This window comes from Enterobacter sp. PL1, assembly GCF_945957325.1.
Taxonomy (GTDB): domain Bacteria; phylum Pseudomonadota; class Gammaproteobacteria; order Enterobacterales; family Enterobacteriaceae; genus Enterobacter; species Enterobacter roggenkampii.
In genome coordinates, this window is sequence record NZ_CAMFKT010000001.1 from 91,814 (window position 1) to 110,452 (window position 18,639).

An 18,639-nucleotide genomic window follows, 5' to 3' on the forward strand; every position below is an offset into this window, starting at 1 on the left:
GTAAGAGGAATTTAAGATGAATATAGAAACGGTCCGCTTAATCCTGGAACCCTTTAATGATTCACATTATGAAGGCTTAAGGGTAATGGATAGTGATGCTGAGGTGATGCGCTATATCAATAAGGGTATCGTTAAAACGCCCGAAGAAACCTGGGAGGGCATCAGAAAGGTGCAGGCTCGCTGGGATAAGTATCACTTCTCGTGGTGGGCTATCAGAGAGAAATCTACTGGTGCGATCGTTGGTGCGGCATGCCTCCAGCACCTGGCGAACGTGGAGGGGGCACCATTAGAGATTGGCTGGCGCCTCGTGCCTGAACACAATGGCAAAGGCTATGCTACAGAGGCAGCGAAAGCGATCGTTGATTACGCTGTAGAACGGGTGGGAGCATCTTATCTGGTGGCCGTGGCCGATCCAGAAAATATCGCATCGCAGCGTGTAATGAAAAGGTTAGGTATGTCTTATAAAGCCATAGAGCGGCATTACGATACGGAATGCGTTGTGTACGAGCTTAACATGAGTAAGCCTGCTTAATTAAGCGACACATCACTGCCACTTTATCTCAGCTTACAGCACCTCAACCAATTCAAATTCTTCTGCGATCAGTTCCATATCTTCAGAAAAATGGCCTTCGCGGAAGAAAAATCGCTGATGCTCTTTCCGCCAGTATTCAAGGCTTAAATCACCTTCACCCTCTTTGCGAGCGAATTCCTCATTAACATCGCAAAAACGCACCAGTCGCATGGAAACCAGCCGGATCACACAGACCGGGACATTCTGACCATCAAGGATTATGTTGTAGCTTCCTATCCGTGGAGCAGAGACATCCTGCGAGTACGAGGCAAAAGATCCGCAGGTGGCCGTTTTGAGCCCTTTTTTAATCAGGTCCGCAAGCGCGTTCGCCAGTTCCGGGCTGTCACCCATTTGCCAGGCCGCTGCGCCTGGGTACTTCATTTTTAATTCCTCAACCTTAACCATTGAAATCCCTTCTCAACCCTTGACCATAAGAAACATAATAGCGGTTTTAGCATAAACTCCCTCGATATTTGAAGCGTAATCGGCTTTACTTCTACTTTTGAACACAGGCTGGCTGGAATACAAAGGGTTGCATGCATTGGTTGTGTAAATATATTCTTATGGGGGTATCTGTGTGGTGAATCTGCTGCCTGCAGCCCGGCGCGTGACGTTATAATCAGTAACGAGTCATCGGGATGCTATCGGCACCACGCATTTTCTGTAACTTTTATCCCATTGGAAGGGGTTAGCGTGTTCAAGCTTAATACATCTCTACTGGCGGTTTTGCTGCTGTCAGGCTGTAGCTCCGATCTGGTTCTCAACCCACCTAAGCAACCTGAATACAAGTCGATGCCTGAAATAACGCAGTCTGTGACGCCATCACAACAGCGTGCAATCATGGCTGGCGAGCGGCCTGACTGGTCAGAAAGAACGCCGGTCAAGACAATAAAGCAATACTGATAAGCACTTAACAACCAGGGCTGCCGTTCGGCGGCCTTTTTATTTACCCATTTGAGAAGGTGCAAAGACGGAGCCTGGTTTGGGGAAAATTTCTGACGGCGGACATGGTATTTCTTTCTTTATCAACCATGCTTAAGGCGAAGATAATTCAATCACTTCAGCATCACCGAAGCGGCAACGTCACTCGAGTCGAGAACCCTGAATGCGCCATGCACCTATCTCCATAGCTGCAGCCACGGCAATTTTTGTGCTGGGCGTTTTTATCATCAATATCCAGGTCTGGTACTCGGCGCGGGCTGACAGCCTTGCCGGGGCGCACTACGTCGTCAGGAATATGCACGTTATTCTTACAGAAGCGCATCATGCGACCCAGGTTGCAATGCGGCTTGCTGAGAATGAGTGTGATGCTGAAGGACAGTATCGGCTCGGCACTGAAGCGGCATTACAACCCCATCTGAGAACGATCGTTATTCTGAAAAAAGATGTGGTATGGTGCTCCTCCTTGCCGGGAAACCGCGTGTTGTTGGTTAACGGCTCAGCGCTGCCTGAAGCGCCATTGCTACTTGTTCCATCGAAAAGTACGGTCAACGGCCTGCCGGTTCTCTTATACCAGACAAATCATGCCGGCAGCCGAATCATGGTGAGCATCAGCGACAGCCATATCCGGGATGCGCTGAATATGCCACTACGTGGCGTGGCGTATTCGCTGCTGGTCGGCAATCGTCGTTTAGGCCAATCAGGCGATGTCTTGACGGCAGCCCATTCAAACAACGATGTTCTGACGGTAAAAGCCGCTGATTATGCCTTCGCGATTCAATTTAACGCTCCGCCTCTTTTTAGCCTGACGCGATTATTCGACCAGGCCGGTGGAGTGGTGTTATTTCTACTGCTCGTTTCCTCTCTTTCTGCTTATCTTCTGCAGCGATATCTGTCTAAGGATATTTCACCGGAAGAATCGCTGCGTACCGCCATCTACAGAAATGAAATTATTCCCTATTACCAGCCCGTCGTGAGCGGAAAAGAGGGCACCTTGCGCGGTGTAGAGGTGCTGGCAAGATGGAAGCATCCGCAATCCGGGTTTATTTCTCCCTCGTCATTTATTCCTCTTGCTGAGAAAACAGGGCTAATAATTCCACTAACCCAAAGCTTAATGCGTCAGGTTGCAACGCAGATGAATGCTATTTCTACGCTGCTGCCGGAAGGATTTCATGTCGGGATTAACTTCAGTGCGTCTCATATCGTTGCCTCTACCTTTTTTGAAGAGTGTCTGAATTACAAGCGCAGCTTTGTTCAACAGGATCTTAATCTCGTTGTGGAGGTGACCGAGCGTGAACCTCTCCACGTAGATGAACATCTCGTTAAGACCCTGAATGCGCTACATGAAATAGGGTTTGCCATTGCCCTGGATGATTTTGGAACGGGATATTCCGGCCTGTCCTACCTGCAGGACCTGCACATTGATTACATCAAAATCGACCAAAGCTTTGTTGCCAGGGTTAATGAGAATGAGGATTCCACCCTGATCCTGGATTCGGTACTGGAACTGGCAAAAAAACTGTCAATCCGTATTGTGGCGGAAGGGGTTGAAACCCAGGAACAGCTTGATTACCTCATGCGCAATAACATCACGTTTTTACAGGGCTACTTCTTCTACAAACCCGTTCCTTTTAAGGAGTTGATAAAAATTCTGTTATCGAAGCCAAAGGTTAAAGTGAGGGTGGAGTGACTTTGTCCCGTTGTCAGCAATTCCCGCCCGATACATTCATAAGTAGCGTATAATGCGGCGTCGAAAACCGCTCAACACTTCTCTGGCCAGTACTATGACCCTCAATCGCGTTTGTTATTTACTCCTGCTCTTTGCTGCGATCGGCAGTCTTTTTACCTCGAGCCCTTTGGCTATGTGGTTTCTGCTGATCAATATGCTGACGTTGGTCATGTATGGCGCCGATAAAATAGCGGCGCGGAAAGGCATGCGCAGGGTTCCGGAAGCCACGCTGCTGGTATTTGGCGTAACGGGCGGCTGGCCTGGCGCGATTGTGGGCCAACAGCTCTTTCGCCATAAAACACAAAAGCAGCCGTTTAAAACCTACTTTTTCTTAAGCATTGTCGTTAGCATCGCCGTGATGGCGGCGGTTTACCATTTCTCGCCTGTTTCTTCTTTATGGCCGTTTTGACATCAAGTTAACCTGAGTTTTTCAGATGCCAGCACTACGTTGATAAGAACGGTCATTCGGATAGCGCGTCGTGAATAAATCCTCCATCACTGCCAATAGTAGTAGGACTATTCTTAAGTTGTTGCTGTTTTTTGCACAATCTGAATAATACGTGCAACTACACGGACGACAACATCCCATGAAAATAGTCTCTATTACGCTGGCAGCGCTGGTGCTTTATTCTGCACCTGCCTGGTCCGCTTTTCAGGAGCGGGAATATAATACCTGGTATATGAAAAATGCGGTGCTTTACGATATGACGCAGACCTCAGAAGGTTTTCCCGTCATGGTGAGCGTATCCCAGCCTGGGAAAAAATCCGCTAATTTGCTGGTGTCATATATTACGGAAGGCCGCTGTGGTGAGAATAACCTGCCGCTTAATGTGAATGGTAAAGTGCTGCCCGCCAAATATAATTGTGTTCAAATAGGAAAGAACAGAATTGAACATTTTTCAGTGGTGGATGCGGAAAGCGTCAATGGCATGGTGACGCATCTGAAATCTGATTTCACTATTCTCCTGCAAAACGATATCAAAATTTGGGCAGCAAATATCAAAGCGCCAAAATACGGGCTAACCCCGCGCTTTTAAAATCATGCTACGCTTGTTTGTTGTATCAGGAGCATGAGTATGAAGAACAAAGACGAACAAACAGGATTAGTGGGGCTGGCGATTGGGGCGGCCGTTATTGGGCTGGTTTCTGCCCAGAAACCAATCGATCGCGACAGCATTGTTGATGAGCTGGTCAGGCTCGGCAGGCAGAAAGGCGATGGTGTAGAAGATGAGGTTTTCGTCAAGGCTGCTGACCTGGTGAGGAAGGGGATCTAGCCATGGCTGATATTCGTCATGCGCAGTGCCATTGTGGCGCGGTGGCCTTTACCGTTGCGCTAACGGATGGCCTGAATACCGCGCGGCGCTGCAGTTGTTCCTTTTGTCGCATGCGGGGGGCGGTCGTCGTCTCTGCGCCGCTGTCAGGGATTACCGTGACCAAAGGTGAGGATAAGCTCACGGAGTACCGCTTCAATACGGGAACGGCACGGCACTTTTTCTGCTCGGTGTGCGGAATTTACACGTTCCATCAGCGGCGTTCTAATCCAAACGAATATGGCGTGAATGTGGCCTGCTTTGATAACGTCTCACCGTTCGATTTCCCTGAAGTGACGGTGATGGACGGGGTTAACCATCCCTCGGATGGAGATAGCGGGGTGTTTGGCTACCTCTCTTTTCGCAAGAAAGGAACAGGTCAGGCGTAATTGCCGCCTGGCCACTCTGTAATTAGCCTGGCTATAGTGGAGGGTGGTTATCTGAAACAGGAGAAACTATGCTTTGTGTTGAAAAAGACGATCCGCGTGAGGCCCCTGAATCAGGTGATAAAAAGCCTCAACCCGTAAAAAAATAACGCAACCTGTGCGTTTTCCCGCCACCGGCACTGCTGGTGGCTTTTCATTTCTCAGGGAATACTGTTAACCGCCATCCAGGTGGTTCAACACAGCACTGAGATGCCCGACAATATCAGCAAAATCAAAAATTAACGCCATCCAGATGAGCGCTAAAAGAGTTAGTACGACAACGGATACACGACCAAACAACGCTGTTATCCTTAGTGATGGAAAGGCTATCACCTGAGTTTAAACAGCTTTACCTCAACTTACCCTCAACCACGTGATTTCAGAACCTGCTTTTTGTGATGAACGTCAAGAGATGGGTGAGCCCGCATACTGATGCGGGCTCTGGCAATCAGAACTGGTAAACCAGGCCCAGTGCCACGACATCATCCGTGCCGATGCCGTTGTTTTTGTAGAAGCTGTCATCTTCATCCAGCAGGTTGATTTTGTAATCAACGTAGGTGGACATGTTTTTGTTGAAGTAATAGGTTGCGCCGACGTCAGCGTACTTAACCAGATCCTGGTCGCCCTGGCCGTTGCCAAGGTCCTTGCCTTTAGACTGCAGGTAGGAAAGGGACGGACGCAGGCCGAAGTCGAACTGGTACTGTGCGGTCACTTCGAAGTTCTGGGTTTTGTTGGCCACGGCGTCGGTATTATCACCGTAAGGCGTCATATTGCGGGTTTCAGAGTACATGGCTGCCAGATAAATGTTATTGGCGTCATACTTCAGGCCCGCAGTCCATGCATCTGCTTTGTCACCGCCCGCAGTGGTATTCATCACCTGCTCGTTGGTACGGTCAGAAGAGGTGTAGGCTGCACCTGCGGTAATCCCCATGCCGAAGTCATAGGTGGTAGAGATACCGAAGCCGTCGCCGTTCTCGTGACGCGTGTCGCGACCATTGTTGGTGCCTTCCTGATTGTTGCTGGCATCTTCATTTTTGCCCTGATACTGCAGCGCAAAGTTCAGACCCTGCACCAGACCATAGAAGTCGGTGTTACGGTAGGTTGCTACGCCATTGGCGCGGCCGGTCATGAAGTTGTCGGCTTTGGTGTAGGAGTCGCCGCCGAACTCAGGCAGCATATCGGTCCAGCCTTCCACGTCGTACAGTACGCCATAGTTACGACCGTAATCGAAGGAACCATAGTCGCCCACTTTGATACCGGCGAAGGCCAGACGCGTCCAGGACTGGTTATCAGACCCTTCGGTGTTATTGGCCTGAATGTTGTATTCCCACTGTGCGTAGCCAGTCATCATGTCGTTGATCTGGGTTTCGCCTTTAAAGCCCAGACGCATGTAGGTTTGATCCCCGTCAGCGCCTTTATCATCGGAGAAATAGTGCAGACCATCTACTTTTCCGTACAGATCTAATTTGTTACCGTCTTTATTATAAATCTCTGCTGCATGAGTTGCGCCAGCCATTAACAGAGCCGGAATCATCAGGGCCAGTACTTTTCTTTGCATTTTGATATTCCTTTGCGGTTGTTTTTATTTAATTACCTGTTGAACTTTCCGAATGCGAAAGTTGTCTCATGCTAAATCACTCCCGTGTAAGAGTAATAAATTATAATTGTTACGAACTAAGTAAAATCTAAACTGAATACATCAACGGTAATGGTCATTGGTTTGGTGAATGCTTTAAGGCTAAACATAATAAATTAAAATTATTAATCAGGTGTGAATTAAGCTATTCTTGATGGCGTTATATGCCTTTAAGATTATTTATCCATAATTCGCATGAATAATATTTAGGGAACTAAATAGATATTTAATGATTATCTGGATTCGCCCGGTGTGAATACACCGGGTTTTTTTATGGCAAAAAAATGCCCGGACGCGCCGGGCAGAGAGACTAGTCGCTGGTCGATTTTTCGGCTTTACCCGCCAGCTGCGCCAGGAAGTCATACCGTTTTTGCAGATCCGCCGCAGCGTCTTTCCATAGCTGTTCGGCCACTTCCGGCTGCTGCGCGTTAAGGCGACGGAAGCGCTGTTCCTGCATTAACGTCTCGGCCAGAGCATCTGACGGCGGACGCGAATCCAGCGCCAGCGGTAATTTACCCTCGTCCGCACGGCGCGGATCGAACCGGTACAGCGGCCAGAAGCCGGTCGCGGTTAGCTGTCGCATCTGATCGTGGCTGAGTGCCAGGTCGTAGCCATGCTCTTCACACGGGCTGTAGGCAATGATCAGCGACGGGCCGGGATACGCTTCCGCCTCCTGGATCGCCTTCACCGTCTGGTTAAGCTGTGCCCCCAGCGAGATTTGCGCGACGTAAACGTGACCGTACATCATCATGCTCACCCCGAGATCTTTGCGTGCCTTGCGTTTCCCGTGCTCACCGAATTTCGTGACGGCACCCAGCGGCGTGGCTTTCGACGCCTGACCACCGGTGTTGGAATAACACTGCGTATCCAGCACCAGGATATTGACGTTTTCGGTCAGGCTTAGCACGTGGTCCAGCCCGCCAAAGCCGATGTCATAAGCCCAGCCGTCGCCGCCAATCAGCCAGATCGATTTTTCGACCAGGGCGTCCGCGTCGGTCAGCAGCTGTTCAGCGCCCGCCACGCCCTGAAGCGCCTGACGCAGCTCTGCAACCTGCTCACGACGTACCTCTGGCGTCGCGTCGGCGTGAAGCGCGTCATTGAGCCCGGCGGGGATCTGCCCGGCAAACTGCTCCAGCAGGCGCATCACGCGCGCGCGGTGCTGGTCAACGGTCAGGCGGAAGCCCAGACCAAATTCGGCGTTATCCTCGAACAGCGAGTTGGCCCACGCGGGACCGCGGCCGTTGGCGTCAGTGGTATACGGCGTAGAGGGCAGGTTGCCGCCATAGATAGACGAACAGCCGGTGGCGTTGGCAATCAGCATCCTGTCACCGTACAGCTGGGTAAGCAGCTTGATATACGGTGTTTCACCGCAGCCCGAGCAGGCACCGGAGTATTCAAACAGCGGCGTGATCAGCTGCGAAGTGCGAATATCAATGCGTTCCAGTTTGCTGCGATCGATTTCCGGCAGATTCAGGAAGAAGTCATAATTCACTTTCTCTTCTTCGACGTGCTCCAGACGCGACATCATATTGATGGCTTTAATCTCCGGGTTCTGCCTGTCTTTCGCCGGACAAACCTCGACGCACAGGTTACAGCCGGTGCAGTCTTCCGGCGCGACCTGCAGAACGTATTTCTGTCCGCGCATATCGCGGGATTTTACATCCAGGGAATGCAGGCTGGTCGGGGCGGCCTCCATCTCTTCCGGCGACACTACTTTGGCACGAATGGCAGAGTGCGGGCAGGCCGCCACGCAGTGGTTGCACTGAGTACACAGATCTTCTTTCCAGATGGGGATCGCTTCGGCGATGTTGCGTTTTTCCCAGCGGGTGGTGCCCATCGGCCAGGTGCCATCCGGCGGTAGGGCAGAGACGGGAAGGGCATCACCCAGCCCGGCCAGCATCGCCGCCGTCACGGTCTTCACGAAATCAGGTGCCGCATCAGACACCACCGGAGGGCGGTTCGGGCTTGCGGCATTGACCGGCTGCAGCGGGACCTCAAACAGCGACTCGCGCGCCAGGGCCAGCGCCTGCCAGTTACGCTCGACCAGCTCCTGGCCCTTGCTGCTGTAGCTTTTGGCAATCGCGCCCTGCAGTTTCGCCAGCGCGCTGTCGCCCGGCAGGATATTCGTCAGATGGAAGAAGGCCATCTGCATAACGGTATTAATACGCGCGGCAAGGCCACATTCGCGGGCAATTTTCGCCGCGTTAACCACATAGAAACGGGCTTTTTTCTGGTTCAGCACCGCCTGCACTTCCTGCGGCAGGCGCGACCAGACTTCATCCGCGCTGTATGGCGTATTCAGGAGGAAAATACCGCCAGGCTTCAGGCGCTCGGCCATCTGGTACTTATCAATGAACTGCAGCTGGTGACAGCCAACAAAATCAGCCTGAGAAATTAGATACGCAGAGCGGATGGGCTGTTCGCTCACCCGCAGGTGGGAAACGGTCAGGCCGCCGGCTTTCTTGGAGTCATAGACGAAGTACCCCTGGGCGTACCACGGCGTGGAGTTCCCGATGATTTTGATGTTGTTTTTGGTCGCGGAGACGCTGCCGTCACTGCCCAGACCATAGAACAGCGCCTCGAGTTTGGCGGTCGAGGGCAGGGTGTTTTCCGGCAACGTCAGGGACAGATTCGTCACATCATCATAAATGCCGACGGTAAAGCGCGGCTTGGGCTTCGCTTCGCTGAGCTCGTTGAAGACCGCCAGCACGCAGTCCGGTCCGAACTCTTTGGAGGACAAACCGTAACGCCCCCCGATCACGCGCGGCAGCGTTTCACGTTCGCCATGATTAAAGGCCTCGGCCAGGGCGGTCATCACATCCAGATACAGCGGTTCCGCCTGCGCGCCCGGCTCTTTGGTGCGATCGAGCACCGCAACGGTACGCGCGCTTTCCGGCAGCGCAGAGAGGAGATGTTTCGCCGAGAACGGCCGATAGAGACGCACTTTCAGCACGCCAACTTTTTCGCCGCGCGTCAGCAGCTCATCAACAACTTCCTCGCAGGTGCCAATGGCCGATCCCATCAGCACAATGACCCGTTCCGCCTGCGGATGGCCGTAATACTCAAAGGGTTTGTATTCCCGACCCGTTGCGGCAGCAAAGTCATTCATCGCCTGTTCAACATGGTCGTAAACCGCGTTGTACCACGGGTTGGTGGCCTCGCGTGACTGGAAATAGGTATCCGGGTTCGCCGACGTGCCGCGAATCACCGGGTGCTCCGGATTCAGGGCGCGGGCGCGATGCGCGTCGATGTCCGCCTGCGGAAGCAGATTCAGAATTGTCTCGTCAGCCAGCGGGACGATTTTGTTAATTTCGTGGGACGTACGGAAACCATCAAAGAAATGAATAAACGGCACCCGGCTTTTGAGCGTGGCGATATGCGAAATCAGGGCAAAGTCCTGGGCTTCCTGAACGCTGCTGGCGCACAGCATCGCGCAGCCGGTCTGGCGAACGGCCATCACGTCAGAATGATCGCCAAAGATAGAGAGCGCGTGGGTGGCAACGGTACGCGCAGCGACGTGCAGAACGAAGGGAGTCAGTTGTCCGGCAAGTTTGTACAGCGTCGGGATCATTAATAACAATCCCTGGGAAGAGGTAAACGACGTGGAAAGCGCGCCGGTCTGAAGCGCGCCGTGGACCGTGGCAATCGCACCGGCTTCCGACTGCATCTCAACCACTCTCGGGACATCGCCCCAGACGTTTTTTAACCCGTTACCCGCCCAGGCGTCCGCCTGCTCAGCCATGGTAGAACTTGGCGTAATCGGGTAGATGGCGATAACTTCACTGGTGCGAAACGCGACTGAGGCAACTGCACCATTACCGTCAATAGTTTGCATAGGACAACACCCTTACATTGCGCAAAAAAATAGGGGTCTGTATTACGGCAACAAACCCTGAATATTATCTGTGTATTCTAGCAAACGGGGGATTTTTCGATTTTCGCTTTTGTGTCCTCGTTATTCCTGCCATCAATGTGTAGATCAAACTTTTGGCAGAAAAATTGCGAGAAATTGTTTCAGGAGCGCATAAATACGCACTTCCGCTCTCGACGACACGGGATGGGATGCCTATTATGCATAGGTTTCGCATTATTCATGGGGGAGAGAGCATGCGCTCAGCATTTTTGGTAGGGTGTGCCGCATTATTGTTGTCGGCATGCAGCAGTGAACCTGTCCAGCAGGCAACGGCCGCGCACGTGGTGCCGGGTATGAAAGCCGCGATGTCCAGCTCCGGTCAGGCCAACTGCGCGATGATTGGCGGTTCGCTGTCGGTAGCTCGCCAGCTTGATGGTTCAGCTATTGGGATGTGCGCCTTGCCAAACGGCAAACGCTGTAGTGAACAGTCGCTTGCCGTTGGAACCTGCGGTAACTACTGATTATTCTGCACGCTTAAACATCAGCGTTTTATCGGCTGTCGCCAGCGTTAACTGGTCTTCCGTCAGGTCGACCTGCGCACCTTTGCGCAGCATGTCGCCGATGGCCTGATCCAGCTCGTTAAGCTGCGGCTCACTACAGAGCTTGCGCGTCATGGCCAGCGTTTTCACCTTCAGCTCGCCTTCGGACAATTTCCCCTGTCCGTTGAAGCGGTTACACATCTGGCCAGAAACGCTGATGTTATTCACCAGGCTGATATCTGGCAGTGCGCTAAAACCGATCTCAGGTTGCGTTGTCGCGGTCTTCACGGCCTTACCGTCCACACTTTCCAGCACAAAGCGGTGGTTCTTAAGTTGCTCCGGCTGAACGGAGGCTTTACCCGGATTAACGCAGCCGGTAAGGACAAGACTGATAACACTTAACGCAATGAGCTTTTTCATTTTTCTTCTCAAACTATAAACACTGTGAATCTTTTTCCAGTGTAACGATACTCTGCCATGCGTTAATGGGGTTTATCTGAAAGTGCGGGGAGGAGCCGGGCAACGCAGCGGTTGCCCGGGATGACGTTAATGTGATTTAAACCCTGCCGCCGTCATCAGCATACGGAAGAGCATACTGACCGCAGCCAGCGCCAGTACGCTGCCGCCCCAGATAATGGCCAGCCACAGTAATCTTTTCCAGACCGGTTGTTGCATCAGTGATAACCCTCCCCATGCTGAACTTTGCCGCGAAATACGTAGTAACTCCAGAAGGTGTAGACCAGGATAACGGGAATAATCAATAGCGCGCCGACCAGCATAAAGCCCTGGCTTTGCGTCGGTGCGGCGGCCTGCCACAGGGTGATTGACGGTGGAATGATGTTCGGCCAGATGCTGATCCCAAGCCCGCTAAAGCCGAGGAAGATCAGCCCCAGCGTCAGGATAAACGGTCGGCTATGGCTGTCGGGATTATTCAGGCAGCGCCACTGATACAAACTAAAAATCACCACCAGGGCCGGGACGGGCAGCAGATAGAACAGGTTCGGCAACGTAAACCACCGCGCCGCGATGGCCGGCTGCGCCAGCGGTGTCCAGAGGCTGATCGCCGCAATAAACGCCAGCAGTACGAGTAACAGGGTTTTCGATACCTGACGCATCCGCTGTTGCAATGCATTTTCGCTTTTCATTACCAGCCAGGTCGAGCCTAACAGCGCGTAGGCCACCACCAGGCCCGCGCCGCAAAACAGATTAAACGCGGTAAACCAGTCAAAGGGGCCGCCGGTATAGGCCCGGCCGGTGACGGTAAAGCCGTTAATGACGGCGCCCACCGTCACGCCCTGGGTAAACGTCGCCAGAATGGAACCGCCTATAAACGCCTTATCCCAGAAAGGACGGTGTGCTGGCGTGGCTTTAAAGCGAAACTCAAACGCTACGCCACGAAAAATAAGACCGATCAGCATTAATGTGAGCGGAATGGTGAGGGCATCGATAATCACGGCGTAGGCCAGCGGAAAGGCGCCGAACAGGGCGGCCCCGCCAAGCACCAGCCAGGTTTCATTCCCGTCCCAGACCGGCGCGACGCTGTTAACCATCACATCGCGATCGTCGGCGTTCTGCGTGGCCGGGAACAGAATGCCAATCCCCAGATCAAAACCGTCCATCACGATATACATCAGCGTGGCAAAGACGATGATCACAAACCAGATAATGGAAAGATCGATACCCATTACGGCTGCTCCTTATGTTCAGTTGTGACGGCAGAAAGCGGGCGCGCCGGACGTCCGTCGGACTCGGTGGCGAAAGATTCATGCGGCTGCGGGCCTTTTCGGATGAGGCGCACCATATAGCTGTAACCCACGCCAAATACCGAGGTGTAAACAACGAAGAAGGCCAGCAGGCTCACGCTCATATGCAAATCGCCATGGGCAGAAACCGCATCCTTCGTGCGCTGGAGCCCATAGACCACCCACGGCTGGCGGCCCACTTCGGTGGTGATCCACCCGGCCAGAATAGCAATCAGCCCGGAGGGCCCCATCAGCAGGGCAAACCACAGGAAAGGACGGGAAGAATAAACGCGCTTTTTATAGCGCAGCCAGAGTGCCGTTACCCCAAGCAGCAGCATCAGCATGCCCAGGCCCGCCATAATGCGGAACGACCAGAAGACGATGGTGGAATTTGGGCGGTCTTCCTTTGGAAACTCTTTGAGCGCCGGAACCTGTTTATCCAGACTGTGTGTCAGAATAAGGCTTCCCAGCGCCGGGATCTCCAGCCCAAAGCGGGTGCGCTCCTGTTCCATATCCGGCCAGCCAAACAGCAGTAGCGGGGTCGGCTCGCCCGGCGGATTTTCCCAGTGCCCTTCAATGGCGGCAATTTTCGCGGGCTGGTGCTTTAAGGTGTTCAGCCCGTGCATATCGCCCACCATGGCCTGGAGGGGCGCGACAATCAGCGTCATCCACAGCGCCATTGAAAACATTGCCCGGATGGCGGGGGTATTATTCCCGCGCAGCAGATGCCATGCCGCGGATGCGCCAACAAACAGGGCGCTGCTCAGGAACGCGGCTATCGACATGTGCAGCAGGCGGTAAGGGAAGGAGGGGTTAAACACCACGGCGAACCAGTCCACCGGTACCACCTGACCGTTGACGATCTCATAGCCCTGCGGGGTTTGCATCCAGCTGTTGGAGGAGAGGATCCAGAAGGTGGAAATAATGGTCCCCAGTGCCACCATGCAGGTGGAAAAGAAGTGCAGCCTCGGCCCGACTTTATTCCAGCCGAACAGCATCACGCCGAGGAACCCGGCTTCGAGGAAGAAGGCGGTAAGCACTTCATAGGTCAGAAGCGGGCCGGTAATACTGCCCGCAAACTGCGAAAAGCCGCTCCAGTTGGTGCCAAACTGGTAGGCCATCACCAACCCGGAGACCACGCCCATGCCAAAATTGACGGCAAAAATCTTCGACCAGAAATGGTATAGCGAGCGCCAGACCGGATTTTTTGTTTTCAGCCACAGCCCTTCGAGCACGGCAAGATAGCTTGCGAGACCAATGGTGATGGCCGGGAAAATAATGTGGAAGGATACGGTAAAGGCAAACTGTATCCGCGCAAGGTGAAAAGCATCCAAACCAAACATGCAAAACTCCGCGATGTAATTATGTCGATGCCATTCTAAGCCTCGCCAGCTCTGGGTTGCAGAAACAGACCCGGCATATTTACCTATAACAGTTTGCCCAGTGTATTATTTATAGATGTGCTTAAAGTCCGCTTTTCGCTAATGACTTTGCCCGAGTAATTGCTCCGGCATTAAATATGGGGTGCTCGTAGCGATCGGTTACGTCACTCACGCGGTAAATTTTCCACTTTCCGTCTTCACGACGCATATAGACTTCAAGATTAAGAAACCCGCCGTTCTCAATACCAATCCGGACAGGAAGAACTTCGCCATTGATGAATTGATGCGGCGCACCAACCTCGAGCCGCTTCACCCAAGAGGGATCATAATCCTGAACATAAGCGAAATAATCTGACCCCAGGATTTCCTGTTCAGGAATAGACTCTATCTCGTTAAGTCGGGATAGCGTATCTGCCGCAACGTACTCTCTAAGCTGAGGGTATTCACCATCACTTTCCGCAAAAAATGTCAGATAGTTGGAGTAAAATTCTTCTGCCCGTTCGGCAGCACTCTGCTGAGGTACGCACGTACAAGCTGATAATAATAACGCCAGAGTAATTATAATCCCCCTCATCATCGACTCATCCTGTAAATCTTATAGGTTGGTTGTGCGCGGCGGTAACCCGGCCCGGGGTACATACTGAGCTGGGTAAAATCTGAGATCCACCGAGTGCCGTCGAACATTGTCATATGGCCGCTTGAGTTTCCCCCGGGATAGGGCTGAATTACAGCCACATCTCCGCTAAGCAACGTTGAACCAGGAGGAACCTCTTTAAATCCTGCACGCAAAAGTTTTGGTCCATAATCCTTTGCATCATGTGTACGTTCAAGCGTAATGCCGCCAGCGATTATGGCACGACGTGTAAACTTCGCGCATTCGTTATGAGAGTGTCCAAGCGCATGCGAGCGGAGGTAAGAAACAGCCGCGTCTTTATTCCAACTCATTGATAGTTCCTTTCTGTAAGGTAAGAGCGAAATTCCTGCTTGAGCAAGACAAGTAGCAGAGTGTTCATCAGCCTGTTGTTAATACTCTGTGGTTGATGATATGAGTAGGCAAAAAATGTTATATATTATATTTATATTTCATGTGGTTATGTATGTCTGGCCGGGGATTGTAAACATCAATATTTAATAACATGGACGAGCATCAGGGAATAAAAACATTCTTTTTATGATTTTTCCGCATTAAACCGCTTGCTTTGTCGTCAGCGTCGTGCGTTAATGGCCTTCTGGTTTTGAGTCCAAATAAATATCTGACGTAGTTTTATAAAGCAGTTCTCATCACGTTGTGCCTCTCCGCAGCCTCTCTTGGGTCTTTATCTACATTCCGATTCGTTTTGTTTAAAACCATTATGCCCAATCGGCCCATTAGTAATTTACGTTTTTACGTTTCAGGAGAAACCTATGACTTCATATATCCATTTTCGCTGCCCATGCTGTCATGGCTCGCAGTACCGCACCTCAGCCTTTGACGTGTCTGAGAAAAACCCGTTTGGCGCGAAATGCATTTTTTGCAAATCGTCGATGATTACGCTCGACCACCTGGCCGCCGCGCGTTCCGCTCAGAGCCACGTGACCGAATACCGTAAGTAATTCATCTTCCAGACTATAACAGTTCGCTAAATCTTCTCTTTTTCTCCTGCTGATATACACTGTCGGTCTTAAGGAGAATCTGATGAAAAAATACCAGCGTCTGGCGCAACAAATTATCTCGCAGATTGAGCTTGGCGTATGGCTGCCGGGCGATAAGCTGCCTTCCCTGCGAGAGCAGGTGGCAAGCAGCGGCATGAGTTTTATGACCGTTGGCCACGCGTATCAGATGCTGGAAAGTCAGGGGCGCATTGTCGCCAGACCGCAGTCGGGCTATTACGTTGCCTCGCGCCCGACCGCACAACAGCCTGCGCCACCCGCTCAGGTGATGCGTGACGAAGCGGTGGATATCAATACCTACATCTTCGACGTCTTACAGGCCAGCCGCGACCCGTCCGTTGTTCCTTTTGCTTCCGCGTTTCCCGACCCCAGGCTTTTCCCGCTTCAGCAGCTCAACCGTTCGCTGGCAAACGTCAGCAAAACCGCGACGGCGATGAGCGTGATTGAGAACCTGCCGCCGGGAAACGTCGATCTCCGCCACGCCATTGCCCGCCGCTACGCGCAGCAGGGGATGAACATCTCCCCGGAAGAGATCGTGATCACCGCAGGCGCGCTCGAAGCGCTGAATCTTAGCCTTCAGGCGGTAACCGAGCCGGGTGACTGGGTGATTGTCGAAAACCCCTGTTTTTACGGTGCGCTGCAGGCGCTGGAACGCCTGAAGCTCAAAGCGTTGTCGATTGCGACGGACGTTCGCGAGGGGATCGATCTCAATGCCTTAGAGCAGGCGCTGAATGAATACCCGGTTAAAGCCTGCTGGATCATGACTAACAGCCAAAACCCGCTCGGCTTCACGCTGAGCGCGGAGAAAAAAGCCCAGCTTGTCGCCCTGTTAACCCAGCACAACGTCCCGCTGATTGAAGATGACGTCTACAGCGAGCTCTATTTTGGACGTGAAAAGCCGCTCCCGGCGAAAGCGTGGGATCGTCAGGACATGACGCTACACTGCTCGTCCTTTTCGAAATGTCTGGTGGCCGGTTTTCGCATCGGCTGGGTGGCGGCAGGAAAACACGCGCGGCGCATTCAGCAGCTGCAGCTGATGAGCACGCTTTCAACCAGTTCTCCCATGCAGCTGGCGCTGGTGGATTACCTGGCGACCAAACGCTACGACGCCCACCTGCGCCGCCTGCGGCGTACGCTGGCCGAGCGAAAGCAGCAGGCCTGGCAGTCACTTCTTCGCCATATGCCTGCGGGCGTCAAAATTCACCATAACGACAGCGGCTACTTTTTATGGCTGGAACTGCCGGCACAGCTGGACGCGGGGCTGCTGAGCGAAAAGGCCTTAACGCACCACATCAGCATTGCTCCCGGAAAAATGTTTTCCACCTCTGACGCGTGGACGCCGTTCTTTCGTTTTAATACCTCCTGGGCCTGGGGAGAGCGGGAAGAGCAGGCGGTCATTCAGTTAGGAAAATTAATTAGCACGATGCTGGAATAATCCTTTCTCCGTTATTTAAATAATCAATTCTTATCCTGATGACGGCGCTGCGACTATTTCGCGGTGACCCGTCATAGGAAATCTGCATACCGTCTCTCGCGCCTAACCCCTTGTCTATAATCCAGTTAACGGGGAATGCGCCCTCGGTCACACCTTGATGAAATTTCCTGAAGCCGAACGGTGCGGCGCATTTGCGCGGTCTACGTTTAATAAGGGAGATATTTTTACGGCACGGCTGCCGCTAAATTTCATTGCGACAGGAGTAACTCTTATGAGCAAAAAATTTGCCCGCAGCAGCCTGTGCGCGCTCGGCATGACTATCATGACAGCGCAAGCCGCAGAACCACCAAAGGTCATCGGCGACGGGGAAGGTCGACTGGATATTATCGCCTGGCCGGGATACATCGAACGCGGACAGACGGACAAAAACTACGACTGGGTCACCCAGTTTGAAAAAGATACCGGGTGTGCGGTGAACGTCAAAACGGCGGCCACGTCGGATGAAATGGTCAGCCTGATGGCGAAAGGGGGATATGACCTGGTGACCGCCTCAGGTGATGCCTCCCTGCGGCTGATCATGGGCAAACGCGTCCAGCCGATTAACCCCGATCTTATCCCCAACTGGAAAACCCTCGACGAGCGGATTGTGAAAGGGGAATGGTTTAACGTCGGCGGTAAAGTCTACGGCACGCCGTACCAGTGGGGGCCAAACCTGCTGATGTACAACACCAAAACCTTCCCGACGCCGCCGGACAGCTGGAGCGTGGTCTTTACTAAACAGGATCTGCCGGACGGTAAAACCAATCAGGGACGCGTGCAGGCCTATGACGGCCCGATTTATATCGCCGATGCGGCGCTGTTCGTCAAAGCGACCCAGCCGCAGTTGGGTATCAAAGACCCTTACCAGCTCACCGAAGCACAGTATGCCGCCGTGCTGAAAGTGCTGCGCGACCAGCATGCGCTGATCCACCGCTACTGGCATGACACCACCGTCCAGATGAGCGATTTCAAAAACGAGGGCGTGGTGGCCTCCAGCGCCTGGCCGTATCAGGCGAATGCCCTGAAGGCCGAGAACCAGCCCATTGCCACCGTCTTCCCGAAAGAGGGGGTGACAGGCTGGGCGGACACCACCATGCTGCACGCGCAGGCTAAACACCCGATGTGCGCCTACAAATGGATGAACTGGTCGCTGACGCCGAAAGTGCAGGGCGATCTGGCCGCATGGTTTGGCTCCCTGCCCGTGGTGCCGGAAGGGTGTAAAGCCAGCACGCTGCTGGGCGATAAAGGCTGCGAAACAAACGGTTATAATGAGTTCGACAAAATCATGTTCTGGAAAACCCCCATCGCAGAAGGCGGCAAATTTGTCCCTTACAGCCGCTGGACGCAGGATTACATCGCCATCATGGGCGGTCGTTAATTGCCCGGGAG

General features: G+C 52.9%; 21 protein-coding genes. 12 read left to right on the forward strand and 9 right to left on the reverse strand.

What is annotated here, in order from left to right:
- The first annotated feature begins 16 nt into the window (after positions 1-16).
- Positions 17-532 (forward strand): GNAT family N-acetyltransferase, encoded by a 516-nt coding sequence (locus N6P30_RS00540; protein WP_023292278.1) that lies wholly within the window; start codon positions 17-19, stop codon positions 530-532.
- Between the two features lie 33 nt (positions 533-565).
- Here the strand turns inward: N6P30_RS00540 and N6P30_RS00545 are convergent, their stop codons facing one another.
- Complete coding sequence (locus N6P30_RS00545) at positions 566-976, reverse strand: ASCH domain-containing protein (RefSeq protein WP_032663431.1); 411 nt, start codon at positions 974-976, stop codon at positions 566-568.
- A 288-nt stretch (positions 977-1,264) separates the two neighbouring features.
- Here N6P30_RS00545 and N6P30_RS00550 point away from each other — a divergent pair, with 288 nt between their 5' ends.
- From N6P30_RS00550 to N6P30_RS00580, 7 genes are all read left to right on the forward strand, one after another.
- Complete coding sequence (locus tag N6P30_RS00550) at positions 1,265-1,474, forward strand: hypothetical protein (RefSeq protein WP_126287803.1); 210 nt, start codon at positions 1,265-1,267, stop codon at positions 1,472-1,474.
- 202 nt (positions 1,475-1,676) lie between these two features.
- Complete coding sequence (locus N6P30_RS00555) at positions 1,677-3,200, forward strand: cyclic diguanylate phosphodiesterase (protein ID WP_023292280.1); 1,524 nt, start codon at positions 1,677-1,679, stop codon at positions 3,198-3,200.
- A 94-nt stretch (positions 3,201-3,294) separates the two neighbouring features.
- The gene (locus tag N6P30_RS00560) at positions 3,295-3,648 is read left to right on the forward strand and encodes a DUF1294 domain-containing protein (RefSeq protein ID WP_032676794.1); all 354 of its coding nucleotides are present in this window, start codon (positions 3,295-3,297) and stop codon (positions 3,646-3,648) included.
- A gap of 178 nt (positions 3,649-3,826) precedes the next feature.
- The gene (locus N6P30_RS00565) at positions 3,827-4,276 is read left to right on the forward strand and encodes a hypothetical protein (RefSeq protein ID WP_023292282.1); all 450 of its coding nucleotides are present in this window, start codon (positions 3,827-3,829) and stop codon (positions 4,274-4,276) included.
- A gap of 39 nt (positions 4,277-4,315) precedes the next feature.
- A complete protein-coding gene (locus N6P30_RS00570) occupies positions 4,316-4,513 on the forward strand; it encodes a hypothetical protein (protein WP_008501277.1) in 198 nt (65 codons plus the stop codon).
- A gap of 2 nt (positions 4,514-4,515) precedes the next feature.
- Entirely contained in the window at positions 4,516-4,938 is a 423-nt protein-coding gene (locus N6P30_RS00575) for a GFA family protein (protein WP_008501278.1), read from the forward strand.
- A gap of 68 nt (positions 4,939-5,006) precedes the next feature.
- Positions 5,007-5,084, forward strand: coding sequence for a hypothetical protein (locus tag N6P30_RS00580; RefSeq protein ID WP_223239581.1), 78 nt, complete (start codon positions 5,007-5,009; stop codon positions 5,082-5,084).
- Positions 5,085-5,422: 338 nt separating this feature from the next.
- Here N6P30_RS00580 and ompC read toward each other — a convergent pair whose 3' ends face one another.
- Positions 5,423-6,532 (reverse strand): porin OmpC, encoded by a 1,110-nt coding sequence (gene ompC, locus N6P30_RS00585; RefSeq protein ID WP_021240257.1) that lies wholly within the window; start codon positions 6,530-6,532, stop codon positions 5,423-5,425.
- Positions 6,533-6,920: 388 nt separating this feature from the next.
- Positions 6,921-10,445, reverse strand: coding sequence for a pyruvate:ferredoxin (flavodoxin) oxidoreductase (gene nifJ, locus N6P30_RS00590; protein ID WP_023292283.1), 3,525 nt, complete (start codon positions 10,443-10,445; stop codon positions 6,921-6,923).
- 272 nt (positions 10,446-10,717) lie between these two features.
- Here nifJ and N6P30_RS00595 point away from each other — a divergent pair, with 272 nt between their 5' ends.
- On the forward strand, positions 10,718-10,984 hold the full coding sequence (locus N6P30_RS00595) for a DUF333 domain-containing protein (RefSeq protein ID WP_008501281.1): 267 nt from the start codon (positions 10,718-10,720) through the stop codon (positions 10,982-10,984).
- Here the strand turns inward: N6P30_RS00595 and hslJ are convergent, their stop codons facing one another.
- The 6 genes from hslJ to N6P30_RS00625 all read right to left on the reverse strand — a co-directional run bounded on the left by hslJ (position 10,985) and on the right by N6P30_RS00625 (position 15,071).
- On the reverse strand, positions 10,985-11,422 hold the full coding sequence (hslJ, locus tag N6P30_RS00600; protein ID WP_008501282.1) for a heat shock protein HslJ: 438 nt from the start codon (positions 11,420-11,422) through the stop codon (positions 10,985-10,987).
- A gap of 126 nt (positions 11,423-11,548) precedes the next feature.
- Positions 11,549-11,677, reverse strand: coding sequence for a DUF2474 domain-containing protein (locus N6P30_RS00605; protein WP_008501283.1), 129 nt, complete (start codon positions 11,675-11,677; stop codon positions 11,549-11,551).
- On the reverse strand, positions 11,677-12,687 hold the full coding sequence (cydB, locus tag N6P30_RS00610) for a cytochrome d ubiquinol oxidase subunit II (protein ID WP_023292284.1): 1,011 nt from the start codon (positions 12,685-12,687) through the stop codon (positions 11,677-11,679). Before cydB ends, N6P30_RS00605 begins: the two co-directional genes overlap by 1 nt.
- On the reverse strand, positions 12,687-14,087 hold the full coding sequence (locus tag N6P30_RS00615; RefSeq protein ID WP_021240254.1) for a cytochrome ubiquinol oxidase subunit I: 1,401 nt from the start codon (positions 14,085-14,087) through the stop codon (positions 12,687-12,689). The genes cydB and N6P30_RS00615 overlap by 1 nt, the downstream gene beginning before the upstream one ends.
- A 121-nt stretch (positions 14,088-14,208) precedes the next feature.
- The gene (locus N6P30_RS00620) at positions 14,209-14,703 is read right to left on the reverse strand and encodes a YbjP/YqhG family protein (protein ID WP_225828769.1); all 495 of its coding nucleotides are present in this window, start codon (positions 14,701-14,703) and stop codon (positions 14,209-14,211) included.
- Positions 14,700-15,071 (reverse strand): hypothetical protein, encoded by a 372-nt coding sequence (locus N6P30_RS00625; RefSeq protein ID WP_023292286.1) that lies wholly within the window; start codon positions 15,069-15,071, stop codon positions 14,700-14,702. The genes N6P30_RS00620 and N6P30_RS00625 overlap by 4 nt, the downstream gene beginning before the upstream one ends.
- Before the next feature lie 459 nt (positions 15,072-15,530).
- On the opposite strand from N6P30_RS00625, the gene N6P30_RS00630 reads away from it, so the two are divergent.
- From N6P30_RS00630 to ydcS, 3 genes are all read left to right on the forward strand, one after another.
- Positions 15,531-15,719, forward strand: coding sequence for a hypothetical protein (locus N6P30_RS00630; protein ID WP_008501286.1), 189 nt, complete (start codon positions 15,531-15,533; stop codon positions 15,717-15,719).
- An 82-nt stretch (positions 15,720-15,801) separates the two neighbouring features.
- Entirely contained in the window at positions 15,802-17,211 is a 1,410-nt protein-coding gene (locus N6P30_RS00635; RefSeq protein WP_021240253.1) for a PLP-dependent aminotransferase family protein, read from the forward strand.
- Between the two features lie 271 nt (positions 17,212-17,482).
- Positions 17,483-18,628, forward strand: coding sequence for a putative ABC transporter substrate-binding protein YdcS (gene ydcS / locus N6P30_RS00640; RefSeq protein WP_023292287.1), 1,146 nt, complete (start codon positions 17,483-17,485; stop codon positions 18,626-18,628).
- The last annotated feature ends 11 nt before the right edge of the window (positions 18,629-18,639 follow it).

Bases quoted from the DNA above. Each gene is read 5' to 3' on its own strand.
- N6P30_RS00565 (WP_023292282.1), top strand. From the start codon at position 3,827: ATGAAAATAGTCTCTATTACGCTGGCAGCGCTGGTGCTTTATTCTGCA.
- N6P30_RS00545 (WP_032663431.1), bottom strand. From the start codon at position 976: ATGGTTAAGGTTGAGGAATTAAAAATGAAGTACCCAGGCGCAGCGGCC.
- N6P30_RS00605 (WP_008501283.1), bottom strand. From the start codon at position 11,677: ATGCAACAACCGGTCTGGAAAAGATTACTGTGGCTGGCCATTATCTGG.
- cydB (WP_023292284.1), bottom strand. From the start codon at position 12,687: ATGGGTATCGATCTTTCCATTATCTGGTTTGTGATCATCGTCTTTGCC.
- nifJ (WP_023292283.1), bottom strand. From the start codon at position 10,445: ATGCAAACTATTGACGGTAATGGTGCAGTTGCCTCAGTCGCGTTTCGC.
- N6P30_RS00580 (WP_223239581.1), top strand. From the start codon at position 5,007: ATGCTTTGTGTTGAAAAAGACGATCCGCGTGAGGCCCCTGAATCAGGT.
- N6P30_RS00595 (WP_008501281.1), top strand. From the start codon at position 10,718: ATGCGCTCAGCATTTTTGGTAGGGTGTGCCGCATTATTGTTGTCGGCA.
- ompC (WP_021240257.1), bottom strand. From the start codon at position 6,532: ATGCAAAGAAAAGTACTGGCCCTGATGATTCCGGCTCTGTTAATGGCT.
- hslJ (WP_008501282.1), bottom strand. From the start codon at position 11,422: ATGAAAAAGCTCATTGCGTTAAGTGTTATCAGTCTTGTCCTTACCGGC.
- N6P30_RS00620 (WP_225828769.1), bottom strand. From the start codon at position 14,703: ATGATGAGGGGGATTATAATTACTCTGGCGTTATTATTATCAGCTTGT.
- N6P30_RS00575 (WP_008501278.1), top strand. From the start codon at position 4,516: ATGGCTGATATTCGTCATGCGCAGTGCCATTGTGGCGCGGTGGCCTTT.
- ydcS (WP_023292287.1), top strand. From the start codon at position 17,483: ATGAGCAAAAAATTTGCCCGCAGCAGCCTGTGCGCGCTCGGCATGACT.
- N6P30_RS00555 (WP_023292280.1), top strand. From the start codon at position 1,677: ATGCGCCATGCACCTATCTCCATAGCTGCAGCCACGGCAATTTTTGTG.
- N6P30_RS00540 (WP_023292278.1), top strand. From the start codon at position 17: ATGAATATAGAAACGGTCCGCTTAATCCTGGAACCCTTTAATGATTCA.
- N6P30_RS00615 (WP_021240254.1), bottom strand. From the start codon at position 14,087: ATGTTTGGTTTGGATGCTTTTCACCTTGCGCGGATACAGTTTGCCTTT.
- N6P30_RS00570 (WP_008501277.1), top strand. From the start codon at position 4,316: ATGAAGAACAAAGACGAACAAACAGGATTAGTGGGGCTGGCGATTGGG.
- N6P30_RS00630 (WP_008501286.1), top strand. From the start codon at position 15,531: ATGACTTCATATATCCATTTTCGCTGCCCATGCTGTCATGGCTCGCAG.
- N6P30_RS00625 (WP_023292286.1), bottom strand. From the start codon at position 15,071: ATGAGTTGGAATAAAGACGCGGCTGTTTCTTACCTCCGCTCGCATGCG.
- N6P30_RS00560 (WP_032676794.1), top strand. From the start codon at position 3,295: ATGACCCTCAATCGCGTTTGTTATTTACTCCTGCTCTTTGCTGCGATC.
- N6P30_RS00635 (WP_021240253.1), top strand. From the start codon at position 15,802: ATGAAAAAATACCAGCGTCTGGCGCAACAAATTATCTCGCAGATTGAG.